20 protein-coding genes are annotated in these 22,549 nt (G+C 45.7%); 8 read left to right on the forward strand and 12 right to left on the reverse strand.

Features of this window, described 5'->3' with window-relative positions; genetic code table 11:
* The first annotated feature begins 62 nt into the window (after window positions 1–62).
* From F8R13_RS09580 to F8R13_RS09600, 5 genes are all read left to right on the forward strand, one after another.
* A complete protein-coding gene (locus F8R13_RS09580; RefSeq protein ID WP_152833993.1) occupies window positions 63–1,514 on the forward strand; it encodes a circularly permuted type 2 ATP-grasp protein in 1,452 nt (483 codons plus the stop codon).
* Window positions 1,514–2,482 (forward strand): alpha-E domain-containing protein, encoded by a 969-nt coding sequence (locus tag F8R13_RS09585; RefSeq protein WP_253806420.1) that lies wholly within the window; start codon window positions 1,514–1,516, stop codon window positions 2,480–2,482. Before F8R13_RS09580 ends, F8R13_RS09585 begins: the two co-directional genes overlap by 1 nt.
* A 15-nt stretch (window positions 2,483–2,497) precedes the next feature.
* Window positions 2,498–3,538, forward strand: coding sequence for a putative zinc-binding metallopeptidase (locus tag F8R13_RS09590; RefSeq protein ID WP_371414939.1), 1,041 nt, complete (start codon window positions 2,498–2,500; stop codon window positions 3,536–3,538).
* Window positions 3,539–3,620: 82 nt separating this feature from the next.
* The gene (locus F8R13_RS09595; RefSeq protein ID WP_152833997.1) at window positions 3,621–3,977 is read left to right on the forward strand and encodes a hypothetical protein; all 357 of its coding nucleotides are present in this window, start codon (window positions 3,621–3,623) and stop codon (window positions 3,975–3,977) included.
* Between the two features lie 60 nt (window positions 3,978–4,037).
* Window positions 4,038–5,051 carry a c-type cytochrome gene (locus tag F8R13_RS09600; protein ID WP_152833999.1) on the forward strand — a complete coding sequence of 338 codons (1,014 nt, stop codon included), beginning with the start codon at window positions 4,038–4,040 and terminating at the stop codon, window positions 5,049–5,051.
* Window positions 5,052–5,109: 58 nt separating this feature from the next.
* On the opposite strand, the gene typA is transcribed toward F8R13_RS09600, so the two are convergent.
* The 9 genes from typA to metH form a co-directional block, all read right to left on the reverse strand.
* The gene (typA, locus tag F8R13_RS09605; protein ID WP_152834001.1) at window positions 5,110–6,933 is read right to left on the reverse strand and encodes a translational GTPase TypA; all 1,824 of its coding nucleotides are present in this window, start codon (window positions 6,931–6,933) and stop codon (window positions 5,110–5,112) included.
* Window positions 6,934–7,067: 134 nt separating this feature from the next.
* Entirely contained in the window at window positions 7,068–7,622 is a 555-nt protein-coding gene (locus F8R13_RS09610; RefSeq protein WP_152834003.1) for a DUF6691 family protein, read from the reverse strand.
* A gap of 9 nt (window positions 7,623–7,631) precedes the next feature.
* A complete protein-coding gene (locus tag F8R13_RS09615; RefSeq protein WP_152834005.1) occupies window positions 7,632–8,120 on the reverse strand; it encodes a YeeE/YedE family protein in 489 nt (162 codons plus the stop codon).
* A gap of 200 nt (window positions 8,121–8,320) precedes the next feature.
* Entirely contained in the window at window positions 8,321–8,902 is a 582-nt protein-coding gene (locus tag F8R13_RS09620) for a rhodanese-like domain-containing protein (protein ID WP_152834007.1), read from the reverse strand.
* A gap of 163 nt (window positions 8,903–9,065) precedes the next feature.
* The gene (locus tag F8R13_RS09625) at window positions 9,066–10,508 is read right to left on the reverse strand and encodes a sensor domain-containing diguanylate cyclase (protein ID WP_152834009.1); all 1,443 of its coding nucleotides are present in this window, start codon (window positions 10,506–10,508) and stop codon (window positions 9,066–9,068) included.
* Between the two features lie 149 nt (window positions 10,509–10,657).
* Window positions 10,658–11,170, reverse strand: a complete 513-nt coding sequence (locus F8R13_RS09630; RefSeq protein WP_152834011.1) for a DsrE family protein — start codon at window positions 11,168–11,170, stop codon at window positions 10,658–10,660.
* A gap of 148 nt (window positions 11,171–11,318) precedes the next feature.
* On the reverse strand, window positions 11,319–11,639 hold the full coding sequence (locus F8R13_RS09635; RefSeq protein WP_152834013.1) for a hypothetical protein: 321 nt from the start codon (window positions 11,637–11,639) through the stop codon (window positions 11,319–11,321).
* Window positions 11,593–12,255 carry a DUF2971 domain-containing protein gene (locus tag F8R13_RS09640; RefSeq protein WP_152834015.1) on the reverse strand — a complete coding sequence of 221 codons (663 nt, stop codon included), beginning with the start codon at window positions 12,253–12,255 and terminating at the stop codon, window positions 11,593–11,595. The genes F8R13_RS09635 and F8R13_RS09640 overlap by 47 nt, the downstream gene beginning before the upstream one ends.
* Window positions 12,256–12,285: 30 nt before the next feature.
* On the reverse strand, window positions 12,286–15,996 hold the full coding sequence (metH, locus tag F8R13_RS09645) for a methionine synthase (RefSeq protein WP_152834017.1): 3,711 nt from the start codon (window positions 15,994–15,996) through the stop codon (window positions 12,286–12,288).
* Between the two features lie 235 nt (window positions 15,997–16,231).
* Between metH and F8R13_RS09650 the strand changes: the two genes are divergently transcribed.
* Window positions 16,232–17,191 carry an AEC family transporter gene (locus F8R13_RS09650; protein WP_152834019.1) on the forward strand — a complete coding sequence of 320 codons (960 nt, stop codon included), beginning with the start codon at window positions 16,232–16,234 and terminating at the stop codon, window positions 17,189–17,191.
* A 25-nt stretch (window positions 17,192–17,216) separates the two neighbouring features.
* Here F8R13_RS09650 and F8R13_RS09655 read toward each other — a convergent pair whose 3' ends face one another.
* The gene (locus tag F8R13_RS09655; protein ID WP_152834021.1) at window positions 17,217–18,362 is read right to left on the reverse strand and encodes a YqcI/YcgG family protein; all 1,146 of its coding nucleotides are present in this window, start codon (window positions 18,360–18,362) and stop codon (window positions 17,217–17,219) included.
* 382 nt (window positions 18,363–18,744) lie between these two features.
* Between F8R13_RS09655 and trmA the strand changes: the two genes are divergently transcribed.
* A complete protein-coding gene (trmA, locus tag F8R13_RS09660; protein ID WP_152834023.1) occupies window positions 18,745–19,836 on the forward strand; it encodes a tRNA (uridine(54)-C5)-methyltransferase TrmA in 1,092 nt (363 codons plus the stop codon).
* A 30-nt stretch (window positions 19,837–19,866) separates the two neighbouring features.
* Window positions 19,867–20,634 carry a sulfite exporter TauE/SafE family protein gene (locus F8R13_RS09665; protein ID WP_152834024.1) on the forward strand — a complete coding sequence of 256 codons (768 nt, stop codon included), beginning with the start codon at window positions 19,867–19,869 and terminating at the stop codon, window positions 20,632–20,634.
* Window positions 20,635–20,673: 39 nt separating this feature from the next.
* Here the strand turns inward: F8R13_RS09665 and F8R13_RS09670 are convergent, their stop codons facing one another.
* Window positions 20,674–21,321: an outer membrane beta-barrel protein gene (locus F8R13_RS09670; RefSeq protein WP_152834026.1), complete on the reverse strand. Its 648-nt coding sequence runs from the start codon at window positions 21,319–21,321 to the stop codon at window positions 20,674–20,676.
* A 170-nt stretch (window positions 21,322–21,491) separates the two neighbouring features.
* Entirely contained in the window at window positions 21,492–22,502 is a 1,011-nt protein-coding gene (locus F8R13_RS09675) for a DUF3616 domain-containing protein (RefSeq protein ID WP_172967751.1), read from the reverse strand.
* Between the last annotated feature and the right edge of the window lie 47 nt (window positions 22,503–22,549).

Genomic DNA, 22,549 nt, shown 5'->3' on the forward strand with positions numbered 1-22,549 from the left:
TTCTATTGATTAGCCTGAAAGTTGCTTTTATTTAATGAGTTGTTCAATGAGGAGTAAAGGCAATGCGTACGGCACTCAACGAGTACAAAGTCGGTACTGGATATGACGAGGTTCTTAGTAATTCCGGTCAGCCGACGGCAGCAGCTTCAGAGCTGGTGAGTCATCTTAATACCCTATCACTGTCAGAGGTAAAGGAATTACAAAAGAATGCCGAAGCAACGATTGCGCAGTTAGGGATATCTTTCACGGTTTACAGTGATGAAGGGAATATTGATCGCTTGTGGCCGTTTGACCTATTGCCGAGGGTAATAGATGAGGAAGAGTGGAAGCAGGTATCCGAAGGGCTGAAGCAGAGACTGAAAGCACTCAATCTGTTTATTGAGGATATCTACAACGACCAAGAGATTCTAAAAGCCGGCATTGTTCCTTCAGAAATCATTTTGTCTTCAAAAGATTATCGCCCTGAATGCGCGGGGATGAAACTTAAGCATCACTCATGGGCGTGTATTTGTGGAACGGATTTGGTGCGGGATGGTTCCGGCAACTTCTATGTGCTGGAAGACAATCTTCGAGTGCCTTCCGGCGTTTCCTATATGTTGGAGAATCGAGCGGTCATGAAGAGTGTGATGCCCGATGCGTTTAGAGATATTTCTATCTTGCCAATGAATCAGTACCCTTATGAACTTTTGTCAATGTTACGGTCTATTTGTCCAACAGACACGCCTCAACCGGAAGTCGTGGTGCTGACACCAGGTATTTTTAATTCCGCTTATTACGAGCATGCTTTCTTGGCGCATGAAATGGGGGTGGAGTTGGTCGAAGGCGGTGATTTGGTTGTGGGAGATGATGATTGCGTTTATATGCGAAATATCGATGGTTTGCAGAAAGTCGATGTCATTTACCGTAGAATCGATGATGCCTTTATTGATCCTGATGCCTTTAATCCAGATTCGGTGCTGGGTATTCCAGGGTTGATTCGCGCATGGAAAGCTGGCAATGTCGGTATCGCCAATGCGCCTGGTTGTGGTGTTGCGGACGATAAGGTGCTTTATGCCTATGTTCCAGACATTATTCGCTTTTATCTGAATGAAGAGCCGCTTTTGCCAAATGTACCGACTTATTTATGCAGTCGTGAAGAAGATCGGGAATATGTTTTGGCTCATCTGGAAGAACTGGTTGTCAAGCCGGCGAATGAGTCAGGTGGTTATGGGCTTTTGATCGGCCCCAAAGCCTCACAGGAAGAAATCGAACAGTTCCGCCAACTGATTAAAGATAACCCAAGAAATTATGTTGCCCAGCCGACACTGTGCCTGTCGACCGTGCCGACTTTGTGTGATGAAGGGGTTGAGCCAAGACATGTCGATTTGCGCCCCTTTATTTTGCAAGGGAGTAAGTCTTATGTAACGGCGGGAGGTTTGACGCGTGTTGCCTTGGTAAGAGGGTCTCTCGTGGTGAACTCTTCGCAAGGTGGTGGTAGTAAAGATACCTGGATTGTGAAAAAGGAGGGCGCATAATGTTGTTGTCTAGAGTTGCAGAGCGCCTTTATTGGTTGGCAAGGTATATTGAGCGTGTCGAAAATACAGCAAGGTTGTCGAAAATTCACTCGCAGTTGATGTTCGACTTGCCAAAATCCGTCAAATTGAATTGGTATACCTTGGTGGAAATTACCAGCAATGAAGATTATTTCGACGAGCATTATGATGCACGTACCGAAAAGAACTGTATGTGGATGTTGCTGGGTGATAGAAACAACTCAGCGTCTTTGATTTCCTCATTATGGTGGGCGCGTGAAAATATTCGTACCACTCGCGATTCTTTACCGAGGGAAGCCTGGGTTTATATCAATGAAATCTACCTTTATGTGAAAGATAATCTTGATGACCTTCAAGTCAGAAGTCGACGTAATGCGTTATTGGAAAAAGTGATTCGAGCCTGTCAGGCAATATCCGGTATGCTGATGGGAACCATGAGTGATAATGCAGCGTTTCGATTTTTGATGATGGGGCAGTTGATTGAACGAGCCGATATGACGTCCCGCATTTTGGATGTTGGGGGTTACTTCGCTGCGCAAGAATACAACCCGGAAGAAGTTGAGCAATATGGCAGTATTCTGTGGGCAAATATTTTGAAATCCATTGGTATTTATTTTATGTACCGTCAGGCGGTGCAGATAGAAATCAATGGAAATTCGGTCATTGAATTTTTGGTGTATGATGACAAACAATTCCGTTCTATCAAGTATTGTGCAGACAAAATGCATGAGTTGGCGAACATTTTGCCGAACTCAAGGGAAGTTTTGAAAGTCATTAGGCAATTGCAGGATTTGATAGACCAGACGCCGGAAATGGAAGCCGGGTCGACTTCGCTTCATGATTATCTTGATGCGTTGCAGTTGGAAATTTCCGCTATTCACAATGCTTGTTACCGTACATGGTTTTACCCAGAGGTAGAAGCAGTTTCAGGAATGCAAAGCGTTCAATAAGGGAGTGTCATCGCGGTGAAGCGTTTTTTTTGCCGATGTGGGCAAGAGGTTTTTTTAAACAATTTGTTTTGCGAAAGCTGTGGCCGTGATTTGGCCTATGATCCGTCGATTCAAACCATGTGGAGTGGTGAGCTGACGGATAATGGGTTTTTGCCGCATTCTCAGGACGGCAATGGCGTTCAAACACCTATGAAGACTTGTGAGAATCGAAGCTACCCAGTCAATTGCAATTGGTTAGTGATAGACGAAAACGAATGTCAGTGTCTTTCCTGCCGTACCACGAGAACCATTCCTGATTTATCGGCTCCCAAAAACCCGCAAAGGTGGCGTATTCTTGAGCGCTCGAAAAGACATCTTTTTACCACATTGTTGTTGCTGAACTTGCCGATACGAAATTATCGGCAGATTGAGCATGGACTGGTCTTTGATTTTTTGGAAGACAAACGAAGTAATCCAAATGTCGATTTAGAGCATGTTTTGACCGGCCATGCTCTGGGGCAAATTACGCTCAATGCCGCTGAAGCCGACGAAGGGTTTCTACATACGATGAAAGAAGAGATGGGGGAGCCTTACCGTACGGTATTGGGGCATTTTCGTCATGAAATCGGACATTATTATTGGGATAAGCTCATTGACACGCCAGAACGCTTGGAGGCTTTTCGAGAACTGTTTGGTGATGAGCGTAAAGATTATGACAAGGCGCTTCAGCGTTATTACGAAAACGGTGCGCCTGAGTTCAAAAGCCATCAATACATATCCATGTACGCCAGTAGCCATCCATTTGAAGACTGGGCGGAAACCTGGGCGCACTATATGCATATTGTCGATACCTTGGAAACGGCGGTCAGTTACGGTTTAAGTGTTTATAAGCCGAAAGTAAATGATTTCAACAGTTGGTATTCTGAGTGGGCGAGAGTCGCACAGGTGATGAATGCTTTAAATCGCAGTATGGGGCATGTGGATGCTTACCCTTTTGTGCTGACGGATATCGTCAAAAGTAAATTGAAGTTTATTGACAAGGTTGTGGACAGTTTTTCCGAAAAGAAAAATACTTGAATCAAGATTGAGTTATCGATTTTTTGCCGATAAATTAGTGTGAATTCTGTACACTTAAAAAGTGAACTTTCGGAAAACGACTATGGCTAAAAAACGTTTCGATACGGATTTGGATAGAGAGTGGATTGACATTCTAGCTAAAATGCCGCTGGAGCGCCGTCGCATGGAGTTGAAGCACTGCGACTTACACTCTCTGGCAAAAGCATTTGCGGATTATCCAAACTGGCAAGCGGAACGAATTGCTGAAGCTTTGCAGCCACCTGTATCTCAAGAATTCATCAAGGCAGTCAAAATCTATAAAGGGGAGTTGCCTTTCCCTAAAAAGCTTAGAAAACGTGTACCTGTCTTAAACAAGATGCGTATGGCGATGTCTATTTTGGCGGTTGTTGTTCTCATTGCCCTGATCTTTGTTCTGAATGTTTACTTTCCATCCAATTAACACAATGACTCAGTAACATTTTGTCTTTGCACTGTGGTGTTTCCGCTCAAGGGGAAGTCTATGAAGTCACTGTATCTTTTGTTTGGTCTTTTGGGGGTGGCTACTGCCGCCAATGCTATGGATGTATCTCCCTATCATGTGGGGCAGAAGCTTGATACAAAGCAGGCGAAGGCTTTAATCGAGAAGGCGAAAAGTCGCCCGAAGCAAGACTGGGTATTGCCTAAAGGCAGTTATGAACATGAACCCAATGCCGACGAGATTCGTTATGGTATAGCGTTGCTGTCCAATACGGCGAAACTGATTGGGCCAAAAGTCGCTGATGCCAATATGCGTTATTCCGGAAACTCGTTGAATTGTACCAGCTGTCACTTAGCAAATAAGGATGGTTTGCCGGGTACTGTTCCTTATGGTATTCCTCTGGTAAATGTTATGAATGACTACCCCAGTTTTCGATCAAGAAGCATGTCGATTGGTTCACCAAAGGATCGGGTGAATGGCTGTATGACAAGAAGCCAAGGTGCGGGGCATCCCTTCCCGAATGACTCGAAGCAGATGAAAGCGATTATTGCTTACTTCACTTGGTTGGCGAAGGATACTAAACCGGGTCAAGCCATGAAAGGTACTGGTTTGATTAATGTGAAGTTTCCAGACAGAAAAGCTGACCCAAAAGTTGGCCAAACCCTTTACGGTCAGTTCTGTATGAGTTGTCATGCTGCGGGAGGCTTGGGGATGAAATCTCCTACCTATGCTAAGGACGGCACTTATACTTTTCCGCCACTGGCTGGTAAGGATTCCTTTAATGATGGTGCGGGCATGAGTCGTTTGAAGACAGCTACGCGCTTTATTTATGGCAATATGCCGTTGGGAACCCATGCTGATCAACCTGTGTTGACGGTCAGTCAGGCTTATGACATTGCGGCTTATGTCGAGTCTTTGCCAAGACCCAACAAGGCTGGCAGAGAGCATGACTTCCCAAATCCGAAATTCCGTCCAGACGATTATCCGGTTCCGGCTTATTTCAAAGGGAATAAAGCAGCGCTCGAAAAAGCGAAATATGGTCCTTACGACAAATAAGGGAAATCCAGAAACAAAAAAGCCCGCTTTATGCGGGCTTCTTTTTGGGTGGGTAGTCTTATTCTTTAGAACGACCTGCTTTTTTACGTTCGTTTTCGGTCAATAGCTTTTTACGAATACGAATGCTTTCCGGTGTGACTTCAACCAACTCGTCATCATCGATAAACTCAAGTGCTTGTTCAAGAGAAAAGCGAATTGGCGGTGTTAGAACTTGTGCTTCGTCTGTACCTGATGCACGCATGTTGGTTAGCTGCTTCCCTTTTAGAGGGTTTACCGTTAGGTCGTTTGCGCGACTGTGCAGACCAATGATCATGCCTTCATAAACCTCTTCACCATGGCCGATATACAGACGACCACGATCCTGTAGGTTGAATAGGGCAAAGGTTAGTGCTTTACCTTGGCCGATAGAAATCAACACCCCATTGGTACGCTCACCCAAAGTGCCTGCAAACTTAGGACCGTAATGAGAGAAGCTTGAGAAGATCAAACCGTTCCCTTGGGTGGCTGTCATGAACTCGGTACGGAAACCAATCAAACCACGTGAAGGGATGATGAAGTCGATACGCACGCGACCATGTCCGTCTGGCACCATGTCTTGCATTTCGGCTTTACGTTGCCCTAGTTTTTCCATGATGGTGCCTTGCGCGTCTTCAGGGACATCAACGGTTAGGTTTTCATAAGGTTCTTGTATTTCACCGTTTACTTCTTTGAAGATAACTTCAGGGCGTGAAATCCCCATTTCAAATCCTTCACGACGCATGGTTTCGATCAGTACGGACAAGTGAAGTTCACCACGACCTGAAACACGGAATTTATTCGCATCTTCAGTGTCTTCAACGCGCAATGCAACGTTGGTTAGCAGTTCTTTGTCCAGACGCTCGCGGATTTGGCGAGAAGTCAGTAACTTACCTTCTTGTCCTACGAACGGAGAGTTGTTGACTTGGAACGTCATGCTAACAGTCGGTTCGTCAACCGTTAATGGCGGCAATGCTTCAACGGCAGTAGGATCACACAGTGTGTCTGAAATGTTCAAAGGATCTAAACCAGAGAATGCGATGATGTCACCAGCGTGAGCCTCATCTACATTGATACGCTCAAGACCTAGGTAACCAAATATTTCGCCGACTTTTCCATTACGTTTTGCACCGTTTTTATCGATAATCGAGATGCTCATGCCGGCTTTGACTGAGCCACGTTTGATACGTCCAGTACCGATAATACCTTTATAGGTGTCGTAGTCCAGAGAGATACATTGCATTTGGAAAGGGCCATCGAAATCGACATCAGGCGGGCTTACTTTTTCAACAATCGTTTCAAAAATAGGCGTCATATCGCCTTCGCGAACAGATTCATCATGTCCTGCAAAACCGTTCAATCCAGAAGCATAGATAACATCGAAATCCATCTGTTCATCGGTTGCACCTAGGCGGTCAAATAAATCGAAAGTTTGATCCAGTACCCAGTCAGGGCGCGCACCTGGGCGGTCGATTTTGTTGATGACTACAATCGGGTTAAGTCCTTGTTGTAGTGCTTTTTCGGTTACGAAACGCGTTTGAGGCATTGGCCCTTCAACCGCATCAACCAATAGCAATACAGAGTCAACCATCGACAAGATACGCTCAACTTCACCACCGAAGTCGGCATGGCCCGGAGTGTCTACGATGTTGATGCGGTAGTCGTTCCAGTTGATTGCAGTGTTCTTTGAAAGAATGGTGATACCACGTTCTTTTTCCAGATCATTCGAGTCCATGACACGCTCACCCAAGTCTTTTCGAACATCGTCAAAAGTACCTGACTGCTTAAGTAATTGGTCGACAAGGGTTGTCTTACCATGGTCAACGTGGGCGATAATCGCAATATTGCGGATATGATCTGCTTTCATGAAGAACGCTCTCTGGAAATTTAAAAGAGCGTATTATACTGAAAAGCAGAACCGTTTTTTTTAATTGATTGAAATAATTGGTCTTTTAAATAAAAAAGGCGACAAAAACGTCGCCTTTTTACGAAAAGCCGCTTCTAGGCGTCGCAACTGTTGTCAGGGCAATGTAGCTTGGCTTTGTTCTCATCGTCTAAATTCAAGGCTTTATGCCGACGAGCCATCATCAAGTAGGTTTGCAACAGGCCATACGCCATGGTGCCGATGAGCAAACCGATCAAAGCGAAAATTGCACCGATTTTGCCTTCGCCAATCATCGCGGGGATTGTCCCTGGGCAGGACGCGCTCATTCCCCAGCCGATACCGAAGAGAAGCGCACCGACCATCAGACCTTTTTGGTAAGGCTTTTTGACGAAATCCACTTCATTTCCTGTAGCAACCGCGCGCACTCTGAAGCGCTTCAATATCAGTACGCCGACCATTGCAACCGTCACCGCAGTACCGATAACAATCATCAACTGGAAGTTTTCAAACAAAAACATTTTGGCATGGAAGTCATAGGTGGTCGCGCCGGCATGACTCATCAGAAACCCAAAAAGAATCCCTGTCAGCAGGCCGAAAAAGTTGTTTCGATAAACAAATACAAACGAAACCACATAGTTACGGATGCCATCTTTTGCGGGTAATTCGTGCATCGTATTCTCCTAGGTTCCGAATAACAAACGTGTGGTAATAAAGGCGCTGACAAAGAAGATTGCACCGGCCAACAGGCTTGGTGGGTTCAGCATCGCACCACCGACAAGGGCGTGACCCGTGGTACATGCACCTGCCAAGCGTGCCCCGAAGCCTAACAACGCGCCGCCTAATATTAGCCAAATCGCTCTACCGGCATCGGTTTGAGGAAAAATGGTGTCATACATCCCCATGTCGAATGTAAAGTGCCAAGGATCAGGTGAAGAGAGGGCGCTTAACAGACCACCGAACGGAATACCGATCAAAAACCACAGTCTGGAATTGTTTAAGTGCGAATATTCTCCAACGCGAAAATATTCAACACTCTTGAAAAGTAAACCTAGGAAGTTACCATAGCCCGTTGAGCAGCCGGCGGGTTTTCCCATGAGCCAAAAATGGAAGATTACAAATAACCCGATTGCCAACCCAGCAATCCAAGGGTTCCAAACCTCAATTTCCATGCGTTTTTACCTTAAAGAAATCAACTAAGTGCTGCTATTCTATGGCGAGCCAAATCCATCTGCAAAACGAGGTTTTTTGCTTCACTATAAGAAAATTTAATGGAATAAAATTATTGTTTATTCGTATTAGAGTATTAGTAGATTCTTAAGCATAAAAAAAGGAGCCATAGGCTCCCTTTTTTAAACGCAGTGATCTTGAATTATTGCAGGTCAAGAATGTTTTTGTTTAGTTTTTGCGTGAATGGTAGGTTGTCGTTCATCCAGCCCACTTTGTTACGTTTACCGTGGTCAGCTTTGTTTGGACCACCTTGGAAACCACCAACTAGTGTATAAGCGTGAGTGTAACCCGCTTTAGCCATCATGTTGACAGCAACGGCAGAACGGTCACCAGAACGGCACATGAAGATGATTGTTCCATCTTTACCAATACCGTGTTTTTTAGCCAAAGCTTCAACATCTTTTACAAAGTTTTTATTTTTAACTGTCGCAAAACGCTTTTTCTTAGCGTCATATTTTGAGAAGTCGCGATAAACAAGAGGGATGTTTTTGTCGATATCAGTTGGCACACCAACGAATTCTAATTCTGCAGGTGTTCTAACGTCGATGAAAAGAACCTTTTCACCACCTTTCTTTTTCATTTCATATGCTTCATGTGGAGATGCATATAGGCCTAGAGTTGTTTGTTTTTTCTTGCTTGATGGCGTTGGCGCCGCAAAAGCAGAAACAGAAGATAAAGCGAAAGTGACTGCTGCGAAGGTAAGTAATAGTTTTTTCATTATCATATCCTTAGATAACTATTTTTATAGTAAAGTTCATTACTCGAATGTCCGAGAACATAAGCATAGTAGCAACTCTTAAAATGAAGCGCTAAGAAATTTTTTTTTACACATATAAAAGCGTTTGATAGTTGTGGTGGGAATTAGGGTTTGCTAGTTCGCGACAGGGTTAGTCTGAGACAACTTTATTCTTGCCGCCTTTTTTGGCGGCATACATCGCATCATCAAGACGGTGGAAAATAGTGTCTTGCGTATCGCTTTTTTTGCAGGTAGTGACACCGATACTGACGGTAATCGGGTTGCCACCAAGCTCATTGAGGATAGAATCAAGTTCGATTTTGGATCGTAGTTTCTCCGCTATGGCGTTAGCTTCATTCAAAGGCGTGTCGTTTAGCGCGACGATAAACTCTTCACCACCCCAGCGTGCAATCAGGTTGCTATCCCCAAAATCGGAAAGCAGAATCTGCCCGATTCTAGCCAGCACGTTATCACCCACTTGGTGCCCAAGTTCATCATTGATTTTCTTGAAATCATCGACATCAAAAAATATCAGGCTAAGTGCATGATGATTGTGTTTTTGGTACTGCGGTAGCAGGCTGTCAAAGTATTGATTGAAAGAACGGCGGTTTTTCAATTTCGTCACCGGATCATTGTGAGCGAAAAACTCCAACTTACTGTTGTAGCGCCGTATGATGGCAAGCACAAATAAGGTAACAATCAGCGTGATGACCAAAGAAATGGATAAGTTCAAATAGAAAGTACGGCGTACCTGTTTGGTGAAATCATCCAGCTTGGCTTGGACGATCAAGTAAGCATCTAGCTCAGGAATATACTGGGTGTTCAGTAAAAAGCGTTGGCCCTTGCTGGAGTACTCAAGAACTTTTTTGGACTTGGAGAATATCTGGTTTTTGATGTGCTCTAAGTTTGGAATGTCAGCAATATCCTTCAGCTTGTTGATTCCACGTTCCCGCAAAATCACCTTTCCGGTTTTATTGATGAAAAATACGGAGAACTGATATTGGGTACGGAAGCGTTTTAGGATGTCGTCAATATAAGACACTCTCATGCCAATACCTGTGGCACCCAATAGTCGACCATCTGCGCCGGTAATCTTGTGGTTGATAAACATGATCATGCTGTTGCCGAACTTGTCGTTGTCGTCCAGATTAATCTCATGATTGGCTTTTTCGTTTTTAAATCGGAAATACCACTTGTTGTCAGGTTTGTCAGGGTTCAACTTCTCAACGAAACCCTTTTGCGAGTAATAGCGAAGTGTGTCTTCAGAAACCAAAAACGTTAGGAACATGCCATATTTCTTTTGAATGGTTTCCAAGTAGTTTTTGATTTTGGTGGTATCGTCTTCGTCATGCAGTAGCCAATGCTGCACAAAGGTGTCGTGCGCCATAATGGATGAAATCAGATTTGGCTGAACGATGTTGCGTTGGATTTCGGTTGAAATGTTATCGACAGAGAGGGGCAATGAACGCGTTTTCAGTTCTTTTTGTTTGGCATTGAGCGAAACGGAGAAATTAATCAGAGAAATCGAAATCGATAAAAATATCAGCAATAGCGAGATTGCAGCAACAATTTTAATATTGGAATCGGCTTTCATACTGCTCAGACTAACTTACCAGATGGGTTTTTATATTGCAGTGAATTATAGCGAAAAATGTAAGGTTATTTTGATGATTAACCACCTCTTCTGATTTGGATGATGTTTTCCAAATCAGAAGATCAGTCTGTTAAACAATAGAAAGGGGTTTAGTAAACAGGGACCAGTGAGTAGCCTTGCGCTTGCCATCCCATGACGGATAGAAACCCAGAACGAACAGGTTTAATACCTGGATAAAGCGTGTCATTATCCACCTTGAAATAGGCTGTCGCCGTAGAGCAGGCTTCCATTTTTACCCCCAAATCTGACAGGCGGGCGATTTGCGCCTTGATTTTTGGCAAAGTATCACCGTGTAGGTGCTCAACCTCTTCCGAAGGTTTTGAAGTGATGAATTGCACGGCACTGGAAATAAACACCACACGCAAGTGCGGTTTCACCCCTTCTTTCAGTAAATTTTTATGATTGGATTCAATACCTTTCAGGTAAGCCAACATGACGTTGGGGTTAGATTTTCTAACGTCATAGAGAGCGTGGATTTCAGTGATGCCTTTGAGCGCTTCTTTATTGTTGAGTTCCTCAGCTTGCGCGGAAAGCGGCATAAGTGTCACCAATCCTAATAATAAACCGCTGAAAAGTGATGAATAACTTTTGCTGATACGCATGAATGATCTCCTTTACCCACGTTGGTGTTTTTTTTTATTGTTATGCCTTTTAACTCTAGCACAAGGTGTCGGAAATAATTTATGCGAAAATGGTAAAACAGTATTCTCAAAACGAATACAAATTGAAAAATCTGCCAGGTTGGGGGAGCTAATTTATTTCTATGTCATCTAACATGTCAATAATTTGAGCTTCCCTAGGCAGGGTTCGTGACAGTTCATCAAGGTCAATTTCTTCTTTTTTTAAATTATATTCATTTCCTGAATAGTGCATTCGAAAAAACTTAACAGGAGAGTTTCTACCTTTCAGTCCATTGATTATGGTGTGAATGACTGATAAGTCGCATCGAAGGCCAAAAATGATTTCTTTAAGAAACAGTGGTGAGCTTTGAACGCCTTGGTTTCCGATAAGACGCCATTCTTTCTCATATTTCCATTCCTTTGCGCAAAAGTATGGCTTTTTCAAGTTCATTTAAAGCTTTTTTAGAACCATTTAGCAGTGCATTATGGATAGTGGATGTTTTTATAACCCTTGATCCTTCATATACAGCTTTTTGAGGTTTTGGCGGAGATGCTCTTTCCAAGCTGTAACCTACGCATATCCCCTTGTGTTTATCGGCATAATGGCTCCACATGAGGGGGTCTTCACAATCAGAAGCTAGGCTAAAAATTCCTTTTGAGTAGTGTTTTTTAATTTCTCTTGAAATGCTTTCGGTTAATAGTGCAAGCTCAGCTTGCTCTTTAGAGATTTTGTAATCAGGGTTAGTTGCGTTATATTTAATATCATCAAGAGCATCTCTAGATTCTAGGTCGGCCACTTTGTTAGCATGACGTTCTGCAGATTCATCATTTAATCGCAATTTTCGTAATAGAGCTTTAGATTCGTTCGCTACTCGGCTTTTTATTAGAAGTGCTAAAAGATTTTTTAATTCTTCTTTTGAAGAATCGCGTTCAATTATGGGGTTGCAGTCAAATGGGTCATTAAAGTCTCTTGGATTTGAGTAATAGATTTCGTCATTGTAGAGAGACTCTAAGGTGAAGGTGTTGAAGGCTCTATACTTATAAAACATTTCAGGTATTTTATTCATTTAAGCCCTCAACTTTATGGAATTGCTGTTTTAGTTCGCAAAATCTTCCGGATCGTAACCCAAGTTTGGTGCCAGCCAGATTTCAGCCTTTTCAATGCTCCAGCCTTTACGCTGTGCATAGTCTTCGACTTGATCGCGACCCAGCGAGCCAACCCCGAAATAGCTGGATTCAGGGTGCGCAAAGTAGGTTCCTGAAACGGCTGCTGTTGGTGTCATAGCAAAGCTTTCGGTAATCTCCAGACCGATTTTGCTATCGGGTTGCAGGATTTCCCAAATGGTGCCTTTTTCGGTATGGTCTGGGCAAGCAGGGTAGCCGGCTGCCGGACGAATACCTTGGTAACGTTCTTTAATCAAATCTTCGTTATCCAGATTTTCATCCGAGGCGTAACCCCAGTCTTCCTTACGGACGATTTCGTGGAGTTTCTCTGCAAAGGCTTCGGCAAAACGGTCAGCCAAGGCTTTGAGCATAATGGCGTTATAGTCATCATGCGCTTTTTCAAAACGCTCAACATGGGCGTCGATACCGATGCCCGCTGTTACGGCAAACAACCCGACATAGTCAGCTACGCCACTTTCTTTAGGCGCAATAAAGTCGGATAGACAACCATTGGCACCGCCACGCTTTTTCTCTGCCTGTTGACGAAGGTGGTGCAGTTTATGCGCCACTTCACTACGGGTTTCGTCGGTATAGATTTCAATGTCGTCCCCCACGCGGTTGGCAGGGAAGAAGCCATAGACGGCTTTGGCTGTCAGCCATTTTTCATCTAGGATTTGTTGCAACATGGCCTGTGCATCGGCAAAGAGTTTTTTCGCTTCTTCGCCCACCAACTTGTCCTCAAGAATACGAGGATACAAACCATGCAACTCCCAAGATTGGAAGAAAGGCGACCAGTCGAAACGTTCGACCAGTTTTTCCAAAGGATAATCTTCCAACACTTTGGTGCCGAGGAACTTCGGTTGGATTGGTGTGTAGTCTTGCCATGCATTTGCAGTCAGCGAGGGGTTTTCGCGCGCCTTATTGATTGGGATACGTTTGACCTGCTTGGCACGGGCTTTACGTTCTTCACGCACTTGCTCGTATTCGGCGCGGATTTTTGTTGCGAAGTCGGCTTTCAAATCGGGTGAAATCAAGCTTTGCGCAACACCGACGGCACGAGAGGCGTCTTTGACGTAAACCACCGGATGGTCGTATTGCGGTTCGATTTTCACCGCCGTATGGGCTTTAGACGTGGTTGCGCCACCAATCAATAGTGGTAGATTCATGCCGCGTTCTTTCATCAGCTTGGCGACATTGACCATCTCTTCCAAAGAAGGGGTAATCAAACCGGACAGCCCGATAACATTCGCGCCTTGTTCAATGGCGGTGTCGAGAATCTTTTCCGCAGGCACCATGACCCCAAGGTCAATGACCTCGAAGTTATTACATTGCAGAACCACGCCGACGATGTTCTTGCCGATGTCATGCACGTCACCCTTAACGGTCGCCATGACGATTTTACCTTGTACCTGTCCTTCGGATTTCTCGGCTTCGAGGAAGGGGTCAAGATAGGCCACGGCACGTTTCATGACGCGTGCGGATTTCACCACCTGCGGTAGGAACATTTTACCGGAACCGAACAGGTCGCCGACCACGTTCATGCCGTCCATCAATGGGCCTTCAATGACATTGATCGGTGCGCCGAGTTTTTGGCGGGCTTCTTCGGTGTCGTCTTCGATAAAGTCGGTAATACCTTTGACCAGCGAGTATTCCAAGCGTTTTTCGATAGGGTTTTCACGCCAGGATAAATCGGCGACTTTGCTGGCGGCTGAACCATCGCCGCGGAATTCTTCGGCCACTTCCAGCAGGCGTTCACCGGCTTCCGGGTCTTTGTTGAGGATGACGTCTTCCACTGCCAAACGCAGTTTTTCCGGTAGGTCGTCATAAATCGCCATTTGTCCGGCATTCACAATCCCCATGTCCATGCCTTCTTTGATGGCGTAGTAGAGGAAGACCGAGTGAATCGCTTCACGCACCGGGTTGTTACCACGGAAGGAGAAGGAGACATTGGATACCCCGCCAGAGATTTTGGCATAAGGAAGGTTGGCTTTTATCCAGGTCACGGCGTTGATGAAATCCAGGCCGTAGTTGTTGTGTTCTTCAATCCCGGTGGCAACGGCGAAAATATTCGGGTCGAAAATAATGTCCTGCGGCAGGAAGCCGACTTGTTCGGTCAAGACTTTGTAGGAGCGGGAACAGATTTCGATTTTGCGTTCAAGCGTGTCCGCTTGACCAACTTCGTCGAATGCCATGACGATGGCGGCCGCGCCGTATTTTTTCACCAATCTGGCTTGCTCGATGAACTTCTCTTCGCCTTCTTTCAACGAAATGGAGTTGACGATACCTTTACCTTGAATGCATTTCAAGCCTGCTTCGATAACTTCCCATTTAGAGGAGTCAATCATAATCGGTACGCGTGACGCTTCCGGCTCGGAGGCTAGCAGGTTCAAGAAGCGAGTCATGCAGGCTTTGGCGTCCAGCATGCCTTCGTCCATGTTGACGTCGATGATTTGCGCCCCGTCCTCAACTTGTTTGACGGCAATTTCAATTGCTTCGTCGTAGTTGTCTTCAATAATCAGGCGCTTGAATTTTGCCGAACCGGTGACGTTGTTACGCTCACCGACATTCACAAATAAAGAATTTTCGTCGATATTCAATGGCTCTAAACCGGATAAACGACAAGTAGGTCTGACGGAAGGTAATTGGCGACGCGGGTGCTTGTGTGCTGCTTCCGCCATGGCTGCGACATGCTCCGGCGTGGTGCCACAGCAACCACCGATAATATTGATCCAGCCTTTTTCCGCCCAAACGGCGATTTCAGCCGCCATTTGCTCAGGCGTTTCGTCATATTCTCCGAACTCGTTCGGTAGACCGGCATTCGGGTGGATGGAAACATAGGTTTCGCAGACACGACTCAACTCTTCGACATAAGGTCGCAACTCTTCCGGTCCAAGCGCGCAGTTCAAGCCGACCGACAGCGGTTCGGCATGTGCAACCGCGTTATAGAAAGCTTCGGTGGTTTGCCCCGACAAAGTACGGCCTGACGCATCGGTAATGGTACCGCTGAGTTGAATAGGAATTTCATAGCCGATTTCGTCTTCCACTTCTTTGACGGCAAAAATTGCGGCTTTGGCGTTGAGCGTATCAAAAATAGTCTCGATGAGGATGGTATCGACACCGCCTTCCAGTAACGCATGGGTTGCTTGTTTGTAAGCGACGACCAGCTCATCAAAAGAGGTGTTGCGGAAGCCCGGGTCATTGACGTCTGGAGAAATGGATGCGGTTCGGTTTGTCGGCCCCAAAACACCGGCAACAAAACGGGGTTTGCCATCTTCCTGCTCGGCGATGTCACAGGCTTCTCGTGCCACTCTGGCGGCAGCCAGGTTCAGCTCGGAGACATAATCTTGCATGTCGTAGTCGGCCTGCGCGATGGTGGTGCCGTTGAAAGAGTTGGTCTCGATGATGTCGACGCCGTTACGCAAAAACTGTAGATGAATATCGCGAATAACTTCCGGTTGGGTCATTACAAGGATGTCGTTGTTGCCTTTGATATCCATGTGGTAGTCGGCAAAGCGCGTTCCGCGAAACTCCTCTTCGGTCAGCTCCAGGCCTTGGATCATGGTTCCCATTGCGCCATCAAGCACCACGACGCGTTCGTTAAGTAACGTTTTGAGGAGGTTAAGTCTGTTTGTTCTTGTAGTCATTGCCGGTTATTCAGTTCAGTCATCGATAAACCGCGTATTTTACCCGAATAGCGGATGAGTTCCTAATCCTGCTTACTTGTTTAGTTGGTTGTACAAGATAATTGATAAAATCTGCCAGGTTGGGGTTGGCTTAACCGGAAGGTTGGTCTTTGCTGTCGCGCGTTGCATTGCGTGATTTTGCTTTGCGTGCTAACTTATTTCTCTCTAATCTTTTTCTGAATGTAAATCTATTCTCATGCTTGGCACGTTTTCTATTTTATTACCTATTTTCGGTTTGATTGTTGCCGGATTCGTTAGTCGTAAAACCAAGGTTTTGGGGGCGACCGCCGCCAGTGAACTGAACCGTTTTGTTGTTTGGCTGGCACTGCCGGCATTGTTGTTTGACATTATGGCGAATAGCCATTGGTCTGAGCTGTATTTGCCGAATTTTATCAGTGTTTACCTGATCGGCTCGGTAATGACGTTTTTACTGGTACTTTTATGGCGATTTAAGCAAGGGCGTCCTTTGGCGGATGCGAGCATTGATAGTGTTTCGGCGGCCTATTCCAATACAGCGTATGTCGGTTTTCCGCTGTTGTTTCTGGTGTTCGGCGCATCCGGTCAAGTGCCGACGACCATCGCCAGCATCATTGTTGTCAGTGTGGTTTTTGCGATGGCGATTATTTTGATTGAGGTAGGCCTTCAAGCAGAAGTCGCCTTGCATCTCAAAGTGAAAAACGTGCTTAAAGCTGTGTTTCTCAATCCGTTGATTTTGTCACCAATCGCCGGGGTGGCAGTGGCGGCTATGTCTATTCATTTGCCGCAAGGTGTGGAAACTTTTTTGAAGCTTTTGGGCAGCGCGGCGAGCCCTGCTGCGCTGGTGAGTTTAGGGTTGTTCTTGGCGGATTCTATGGCGGCTCAAGCGGCGGCCAAAAATGGTGGCGGCAGTTCTTCAAGCAAAACGGCTTGGACGCTAACGTTTATTAAGCTGATTATCCAACCGCTATTGGTGGCTTGGCTGGCGCTCTATGTGTTTGATATGAATCACCAACTGGCAATGATGGCGATTCTACTGGCGGCGCTGCCGACAGGCACTGGGCCTTTCATGTTGGCAGAATATTACCGACGTGAAGCGGTGGTGACGGCGCAAACGGTGCTGTTTTCCACCGCGGTTTCTTTGCTGACTTTATCCGTGCTGCTGGCGTTTATCAAATAGCCACTTAAGCCGCTTAATAAGCCATTTATAAGTGACGCCACCAGCGTACCGCTGGCTCTTCGGCATGCATGGGGCGGATGAATCGCTCCACTTCTTTTTTCTTGCCTTTGTTGCTATAGGCCATTTCATTGCGGGTGAAATTTTGCAAGATACGCTCGCGTGACTGTTGCTCTTTGCCATCGGTCAAGCCGGGATGATGACGCAACACGAAATCCGGTTGGAAAAAGAAATAGGTGTAATCGAATCCATAGGGGTTTCTGGGATGTTTTAGCGGATAGCAAGTACCGAAAGCCGTCAAGAAGAAAGGCTCTCCCGCCCAAGACATTTTCCAGCCGTCGGCTTCGATGTTTTGTTGTAAACAATCCGAGTGTGCCGGGTCAATCTGATTTAAGGCCGTGAAAAAACGCGCGACTGTTTGAGCCAGATTGTCGACCGTGTCACTGTAATAAGCGGGCATTCTCAAAGCATAGCCTTTGAGTTTCTCTTTCTTGCCAACCGCCATGAAGCGGAAAAACCCTTCGGCGAAACGTTGCACATTCTGCTCAAAAGTCAGGTTGTCATGCCATTCATCGGCACCCCAATATTTGCCTGTTTGCGCGAAGATGCATTGGGTTTTGTCGACGGCGCCTAAAAATTCACGATGGGTTGGCGAAAAGACCGGTTCGTACTGAGATTCATCACGGGCAAACTTTTGGAGGGTATTCATGCTGCCAGCCCAATGTGCTTCGAAGTCTTTTAACTGGGAAGGGAAGTTGACCGCCAACATGGCAAACAACTGATTGGTCAGGTCTTGAACGCTCTGTAGAGGGTTTTCGGGAATCGGGTTTTGGATGTGTACCGATTCATAAAAACGCAGGGTTTCAGCCAATTGTTTGAGGGTTGGGAGTAGGTTTTCTTCGGCATAGGTTTCCGCGTGTTCGGGTTTTTGGCATTGGTTGAGAAGACGGTCGGCAAAGACGTAATGGCGGTAAGCGGTTTGCAAAATCACAAAGCTGAGAAGCGATTTGACGGATGAGTCTTTCCAGTTGCTGTATTGCTCAAGTTGTTCAATCAGATAGTCGATCAGTTCAATCGTGGTTTGGTTATTGAGTTGCAGATGTTGTTCAGTGGCGAAAGCCTCGGCGCGGCGTTGCGCTATCACGAATTGTTTGAGTAGGTTGATCACTTCCACATGTCCTTGTCTTAACTTGACTCACTTAATTTAGAACTGGGTTCTGGGCTTAAGATGGCGTTATAAGATGGCTTTATTAAGTCGTCTCTACTAAGGCTGTGGTGCATCCGTGTTCCCGTGCCTGATGAAGTAGTTTATTGCTTTGGGCGGGGATGATAACGAAATTGCGTTTTGGTTAGCAAGTTTCTCGGCTTTTTCAGCGGATGAATTGCATAAAACGAAAGAGTCGAGACTCGAAAATCACCACCGTTGGCTTTTGAATCGTTTAGCTATGCTTTTAGATTCTCAAGGTTTTTGGTCGAGATTGCAACCACCACCAAACTCAATGCGGGGATCAATCTGGTATAATTCGCGCTTTATAAAGAATTTCAAGTTATCTTCAATGCTTTGTCAGGTTTTTCCCGAAAATTATCAGGCACAATTAACCGAAAAGAAAAATCGGTTGCAGGCGCTGATTCCCCATTTAAAAGAACTGTCGGTTTTTGACTCCACTCCAGAGCACTATCGCGCTCGTGCCGAATTTCGCGTTTGGCATGAGGGGGATGAAACCTTTTACATCATGTTCGATTCGGAAACCAAGGAAAAGGTTCGCATTGACCGTTGCCCGATGGCGGTTGCGGCTATTGATGATTTGATGCCGAGATTGATGCAGGCGATTATCGCCATGCCGGTGTTGCGTGAAAAATTGTTTCAGGTAGATTTTCTGGCGACCTTGAGTGGTGAGATGCTGGTGACGTTGATTTACCGCAAATCTATTGCTGAAGATGATGCTTGGCATGATGCGGCACAGGCATTGAAAAACGACTTGGGCATCACCTCAATTATCGGTCGGGCACGTAAGCAGAAGATTTTGCTGGATCAGGATTATGTGGTTGAACGCCTAGCAGTGGACGACAAAACCTTTGTCTATCAACAAGTGGAAAACAGCTTTACTCAGCCGAATGCGGGTGTTGCACAGAAAATGTTGCATTGGGCGCGCTTGATGGCGAAAACCTATGTGGAGCCTCAGACGGATTTGATTGAGTTGTATTGCGGTAACGGGAATTTTTCCATCGCCTTGTCGGAACACTTTAATCGCGTGTTGGCAACGGAAATTTCCAAGACATCGGTGCATTCGGCGCAGTTCAATATTGAAGCCAATCAGGTTGAAAACTTGGTGGTGGTGAAGATGGCGGCGGAAGAAATTTCACAAGCCTTGCAAGGGCAAAGTTTCAATCGTCTGGCGGATGTCGATTTGGCTGGCTATGATTTTAAAACCATTTTTGTTGACCCACCGCGTGCGGGGTTGGATGATCTGACGCGTAGCATGGTGGCTGAGTTCGACAATATTTTGTACATTTCCTGCAACCCGGAAACCTTGGCGCGGGATTTGGTAGAAATCGAAAAAACACATGAGATTGTCGAATCTGCATTGTTCGACCAGTTTCCTTATACCCACCACATCGAAAGTGGTGTGTTTTTGAAAAGAAAATAAGACTGATAAATCAATTAAAAGGATGACGTAATGACGTTGGCATGGATAGGTGCACTGTTTATTGGAGTGAGCTTGGGACTGTTGGGGTCAGGTGGTTCGATTTTGACGGTGCCTGTTTTGGTTTATCTGGTCGGGCAAGACCCGAAAGTGGCGATGGCTGGGTCACTGCTGATTGTCGGAATTATCAGTGTCGTATCGGTACTGGGCTATGCTCGCCACAGTCTGATTCAATGGCGTACAGTCATGTTGTTTGGTGTGCCGGGGATGCTGGGTGCGTTCATTGGTGCCTGGGCTGGGCATTTCGTTTCCAGCGTGTTCCAGATGTTGGTGTTTTCGGTGCTGCTGTTGGCCGCGTCTTACCTGATGTTCAAGCCGGTCAAAATGGAAGATGCCGATAAACCCCACTCTGAGCGTGCGCTTTACAAAATCGCCTCCGACGGGTTGTTGGTGGGGATGGTGACAGGGCTGGTCGGGGTCGGTGGTGGCTTTCTGATTATCCCGGCATTGGTGTTGCTGGGTGGTTTGCCGATGCGGTTGGCTGTGGGAACGAGCTTGGCGATTATTGCCTTGAACTCTTTTGTCGGTTTCGCCGAGCACTTACGCGTGTTGGATGCGCGTCATCTGGCATTGGATTGGCATGTGATTTTGGTATTTACCTTAATCGGTATTGCGGGAAGTTGGCTTGGAAAATTCGCCAGTCAGCGTATCGATCAGGCGAAGTTGAAAAAAATCTTTGCGGTATTTTTAGTGTTGATTGGCGCTTTTATTCTGTATAAAAACCTTCCCGGTCTTTTTTAAATCTTTTTTAGAAATGTAGGCTTCGGTTAGAAAGTTAAGTTAGAAACCGAAGTCGAATTTCAAATCAATTGAATCTTTTTTCTCAAATCCATTAGGGGTAGAAGAAGTCGGTTGTTGATCCATGAGTGGCGAGTTGGATTGGTAACTGAAGCTCACCCCGAAGCTCTTCCAATTTTGACGCGAATAACGAACCCCTACGCCAAATTGCAATTGGGTTTTGTTGACCCGATCACTTTCAATGTAGTTAGGGTTGAAAGAGGTCGCAGGGTTTTCATCATACCCTAGTCCGACCTTGGCGAATGGGCGGAAGCGCTCGCTTGACACATCAATGGAGTGCCCAAAGTTGGCAAATGCCGAATAAGACTTAGGGTTTAACAGCGTCTGTGTTGGGTCGTTGTGGGTTTTCAACGCTTTCATGTCCAGCTCTAAATCAAACCAGTTGTTCAGTTCGTAGTTGGAAAAGGTGGTGATTTCTTGACGGGTTTGCTGCTGATAGAAGTAATTTGGCGAGTTGTCTGTGTCTTTTTTGTTTTGAACGGCTTTGGCCGGCGACGGAATCGAAAAATTTAAACGATCCATATCGCTTGCCCAAACCGAAGTTGTGGCTACGCCAAGCGATAGCGTAATAAGCAATTTCGACAGTTTTGTCGAGCGTTTGCTTTGCTTGGAGTAAAGCGGTTCAGACATTTCAGTGGTTCCAGAATAAGCCAGATTGGGGAGTTTTATTTTAGAATTCTTGCTTGAGAATTCAATGAAATGTTGATAATAAACAACAGAAAATACAAACTGTTGCGAAATCACAACAAATTGAATGGCTTAGGGATAAATAACCTATTTTAAATGGGGTATTTATGGTCTTATTTTGTGGTGAATGGGTAAAAACGGATGTCGCCGTTTTCGGCACCATCTTTCCCTACCCAGATGCCTGGACCCCAACCTGGCAGATTTTCAGTGGCAATGGCTTCTGGATTGCCATCGTTTTTCTGGTTGGGTAGCACCTGCTTTTGAGGCATTGGTGAGAGTTGAGTTTTACCGTCCCAATCATAAAGGCTAAAACGGTTCGGCACAGTGTTGACCGGGCCGGAGAGTAGCAAAAAACCGCGCTCTGTTGCCTGCATATCTCTAATGCCAAAACCACCAAGGTTCACCAATAATAGTTTCGACTTTTTCACCTCAAACCGCTTGGTGCTTAATGTTAGCTTGAGAATCGGGGTTAAATTTCCGCGTAACACCGGCCCTCGAAAGCCGACGAACAGTTGGGTTTTTCCATGGTGTTGACGGACGGCGAGCCCTTCGATATCAATACCGTTTTCCTTACTGGGAATCGCTAAAAACGGTGAGAGAATCGGGTTGTTTTGGATTTCATTCAGCAAACTAATTTTGTCGATGTGCAGCGGTTTGAGTTGCTTGCTCAGCTCAACACGGAATAAAACCCTGCGATAGGGTTCATCAATCACGGGGGTGATACGTTCCATGTTCTTTTTAACACTTGAATTGGGTTTGAGTTTCTTGCGTTTCTTGGAGTGAGAGCCAAGGACATAGAGATAGGGCTTTTGCCAAGCCATGGCTTCCAGATCAAACTCCTTGATGGCTTGTTGGGTTTGATTAAGGTCGATAACGCCGCTACTGTCAGCAACATAGCCGTTAGCGGACTTGGGAAGAATTTGTATTTGTGTTCCTTCATCGGTGGCGAGCGCCAGAAACTGATCGGTTTTGACCATGCCGCTGATATTGACGGCATTGATGCCAAGTTTGCCGATAATCGACAAGGCAGGATATTGCGAAGCCGCTTGCGCTTGAACTGTCAATGCCAGCAGAGCGACGAGCAGGAGTATTGCGCGAAAGATGAATCTAATAGGGTTGAACATGACAAACTTCCTGAAAAAGCTTACAACCAGATGGGGTTTTTGTATTA

Source organism: Hydrogenovibrio sp. JE_KL2 (genome assembly GCF_009296185.1).
In the GTDB taxonomy this organism is placed as follows: domain Bacteria; phylum Pseudomonadota; class Gammaproteobacteria; order Thiomicrospirales; family Thiomicrospiraceae; genus Hydrogenovibrio.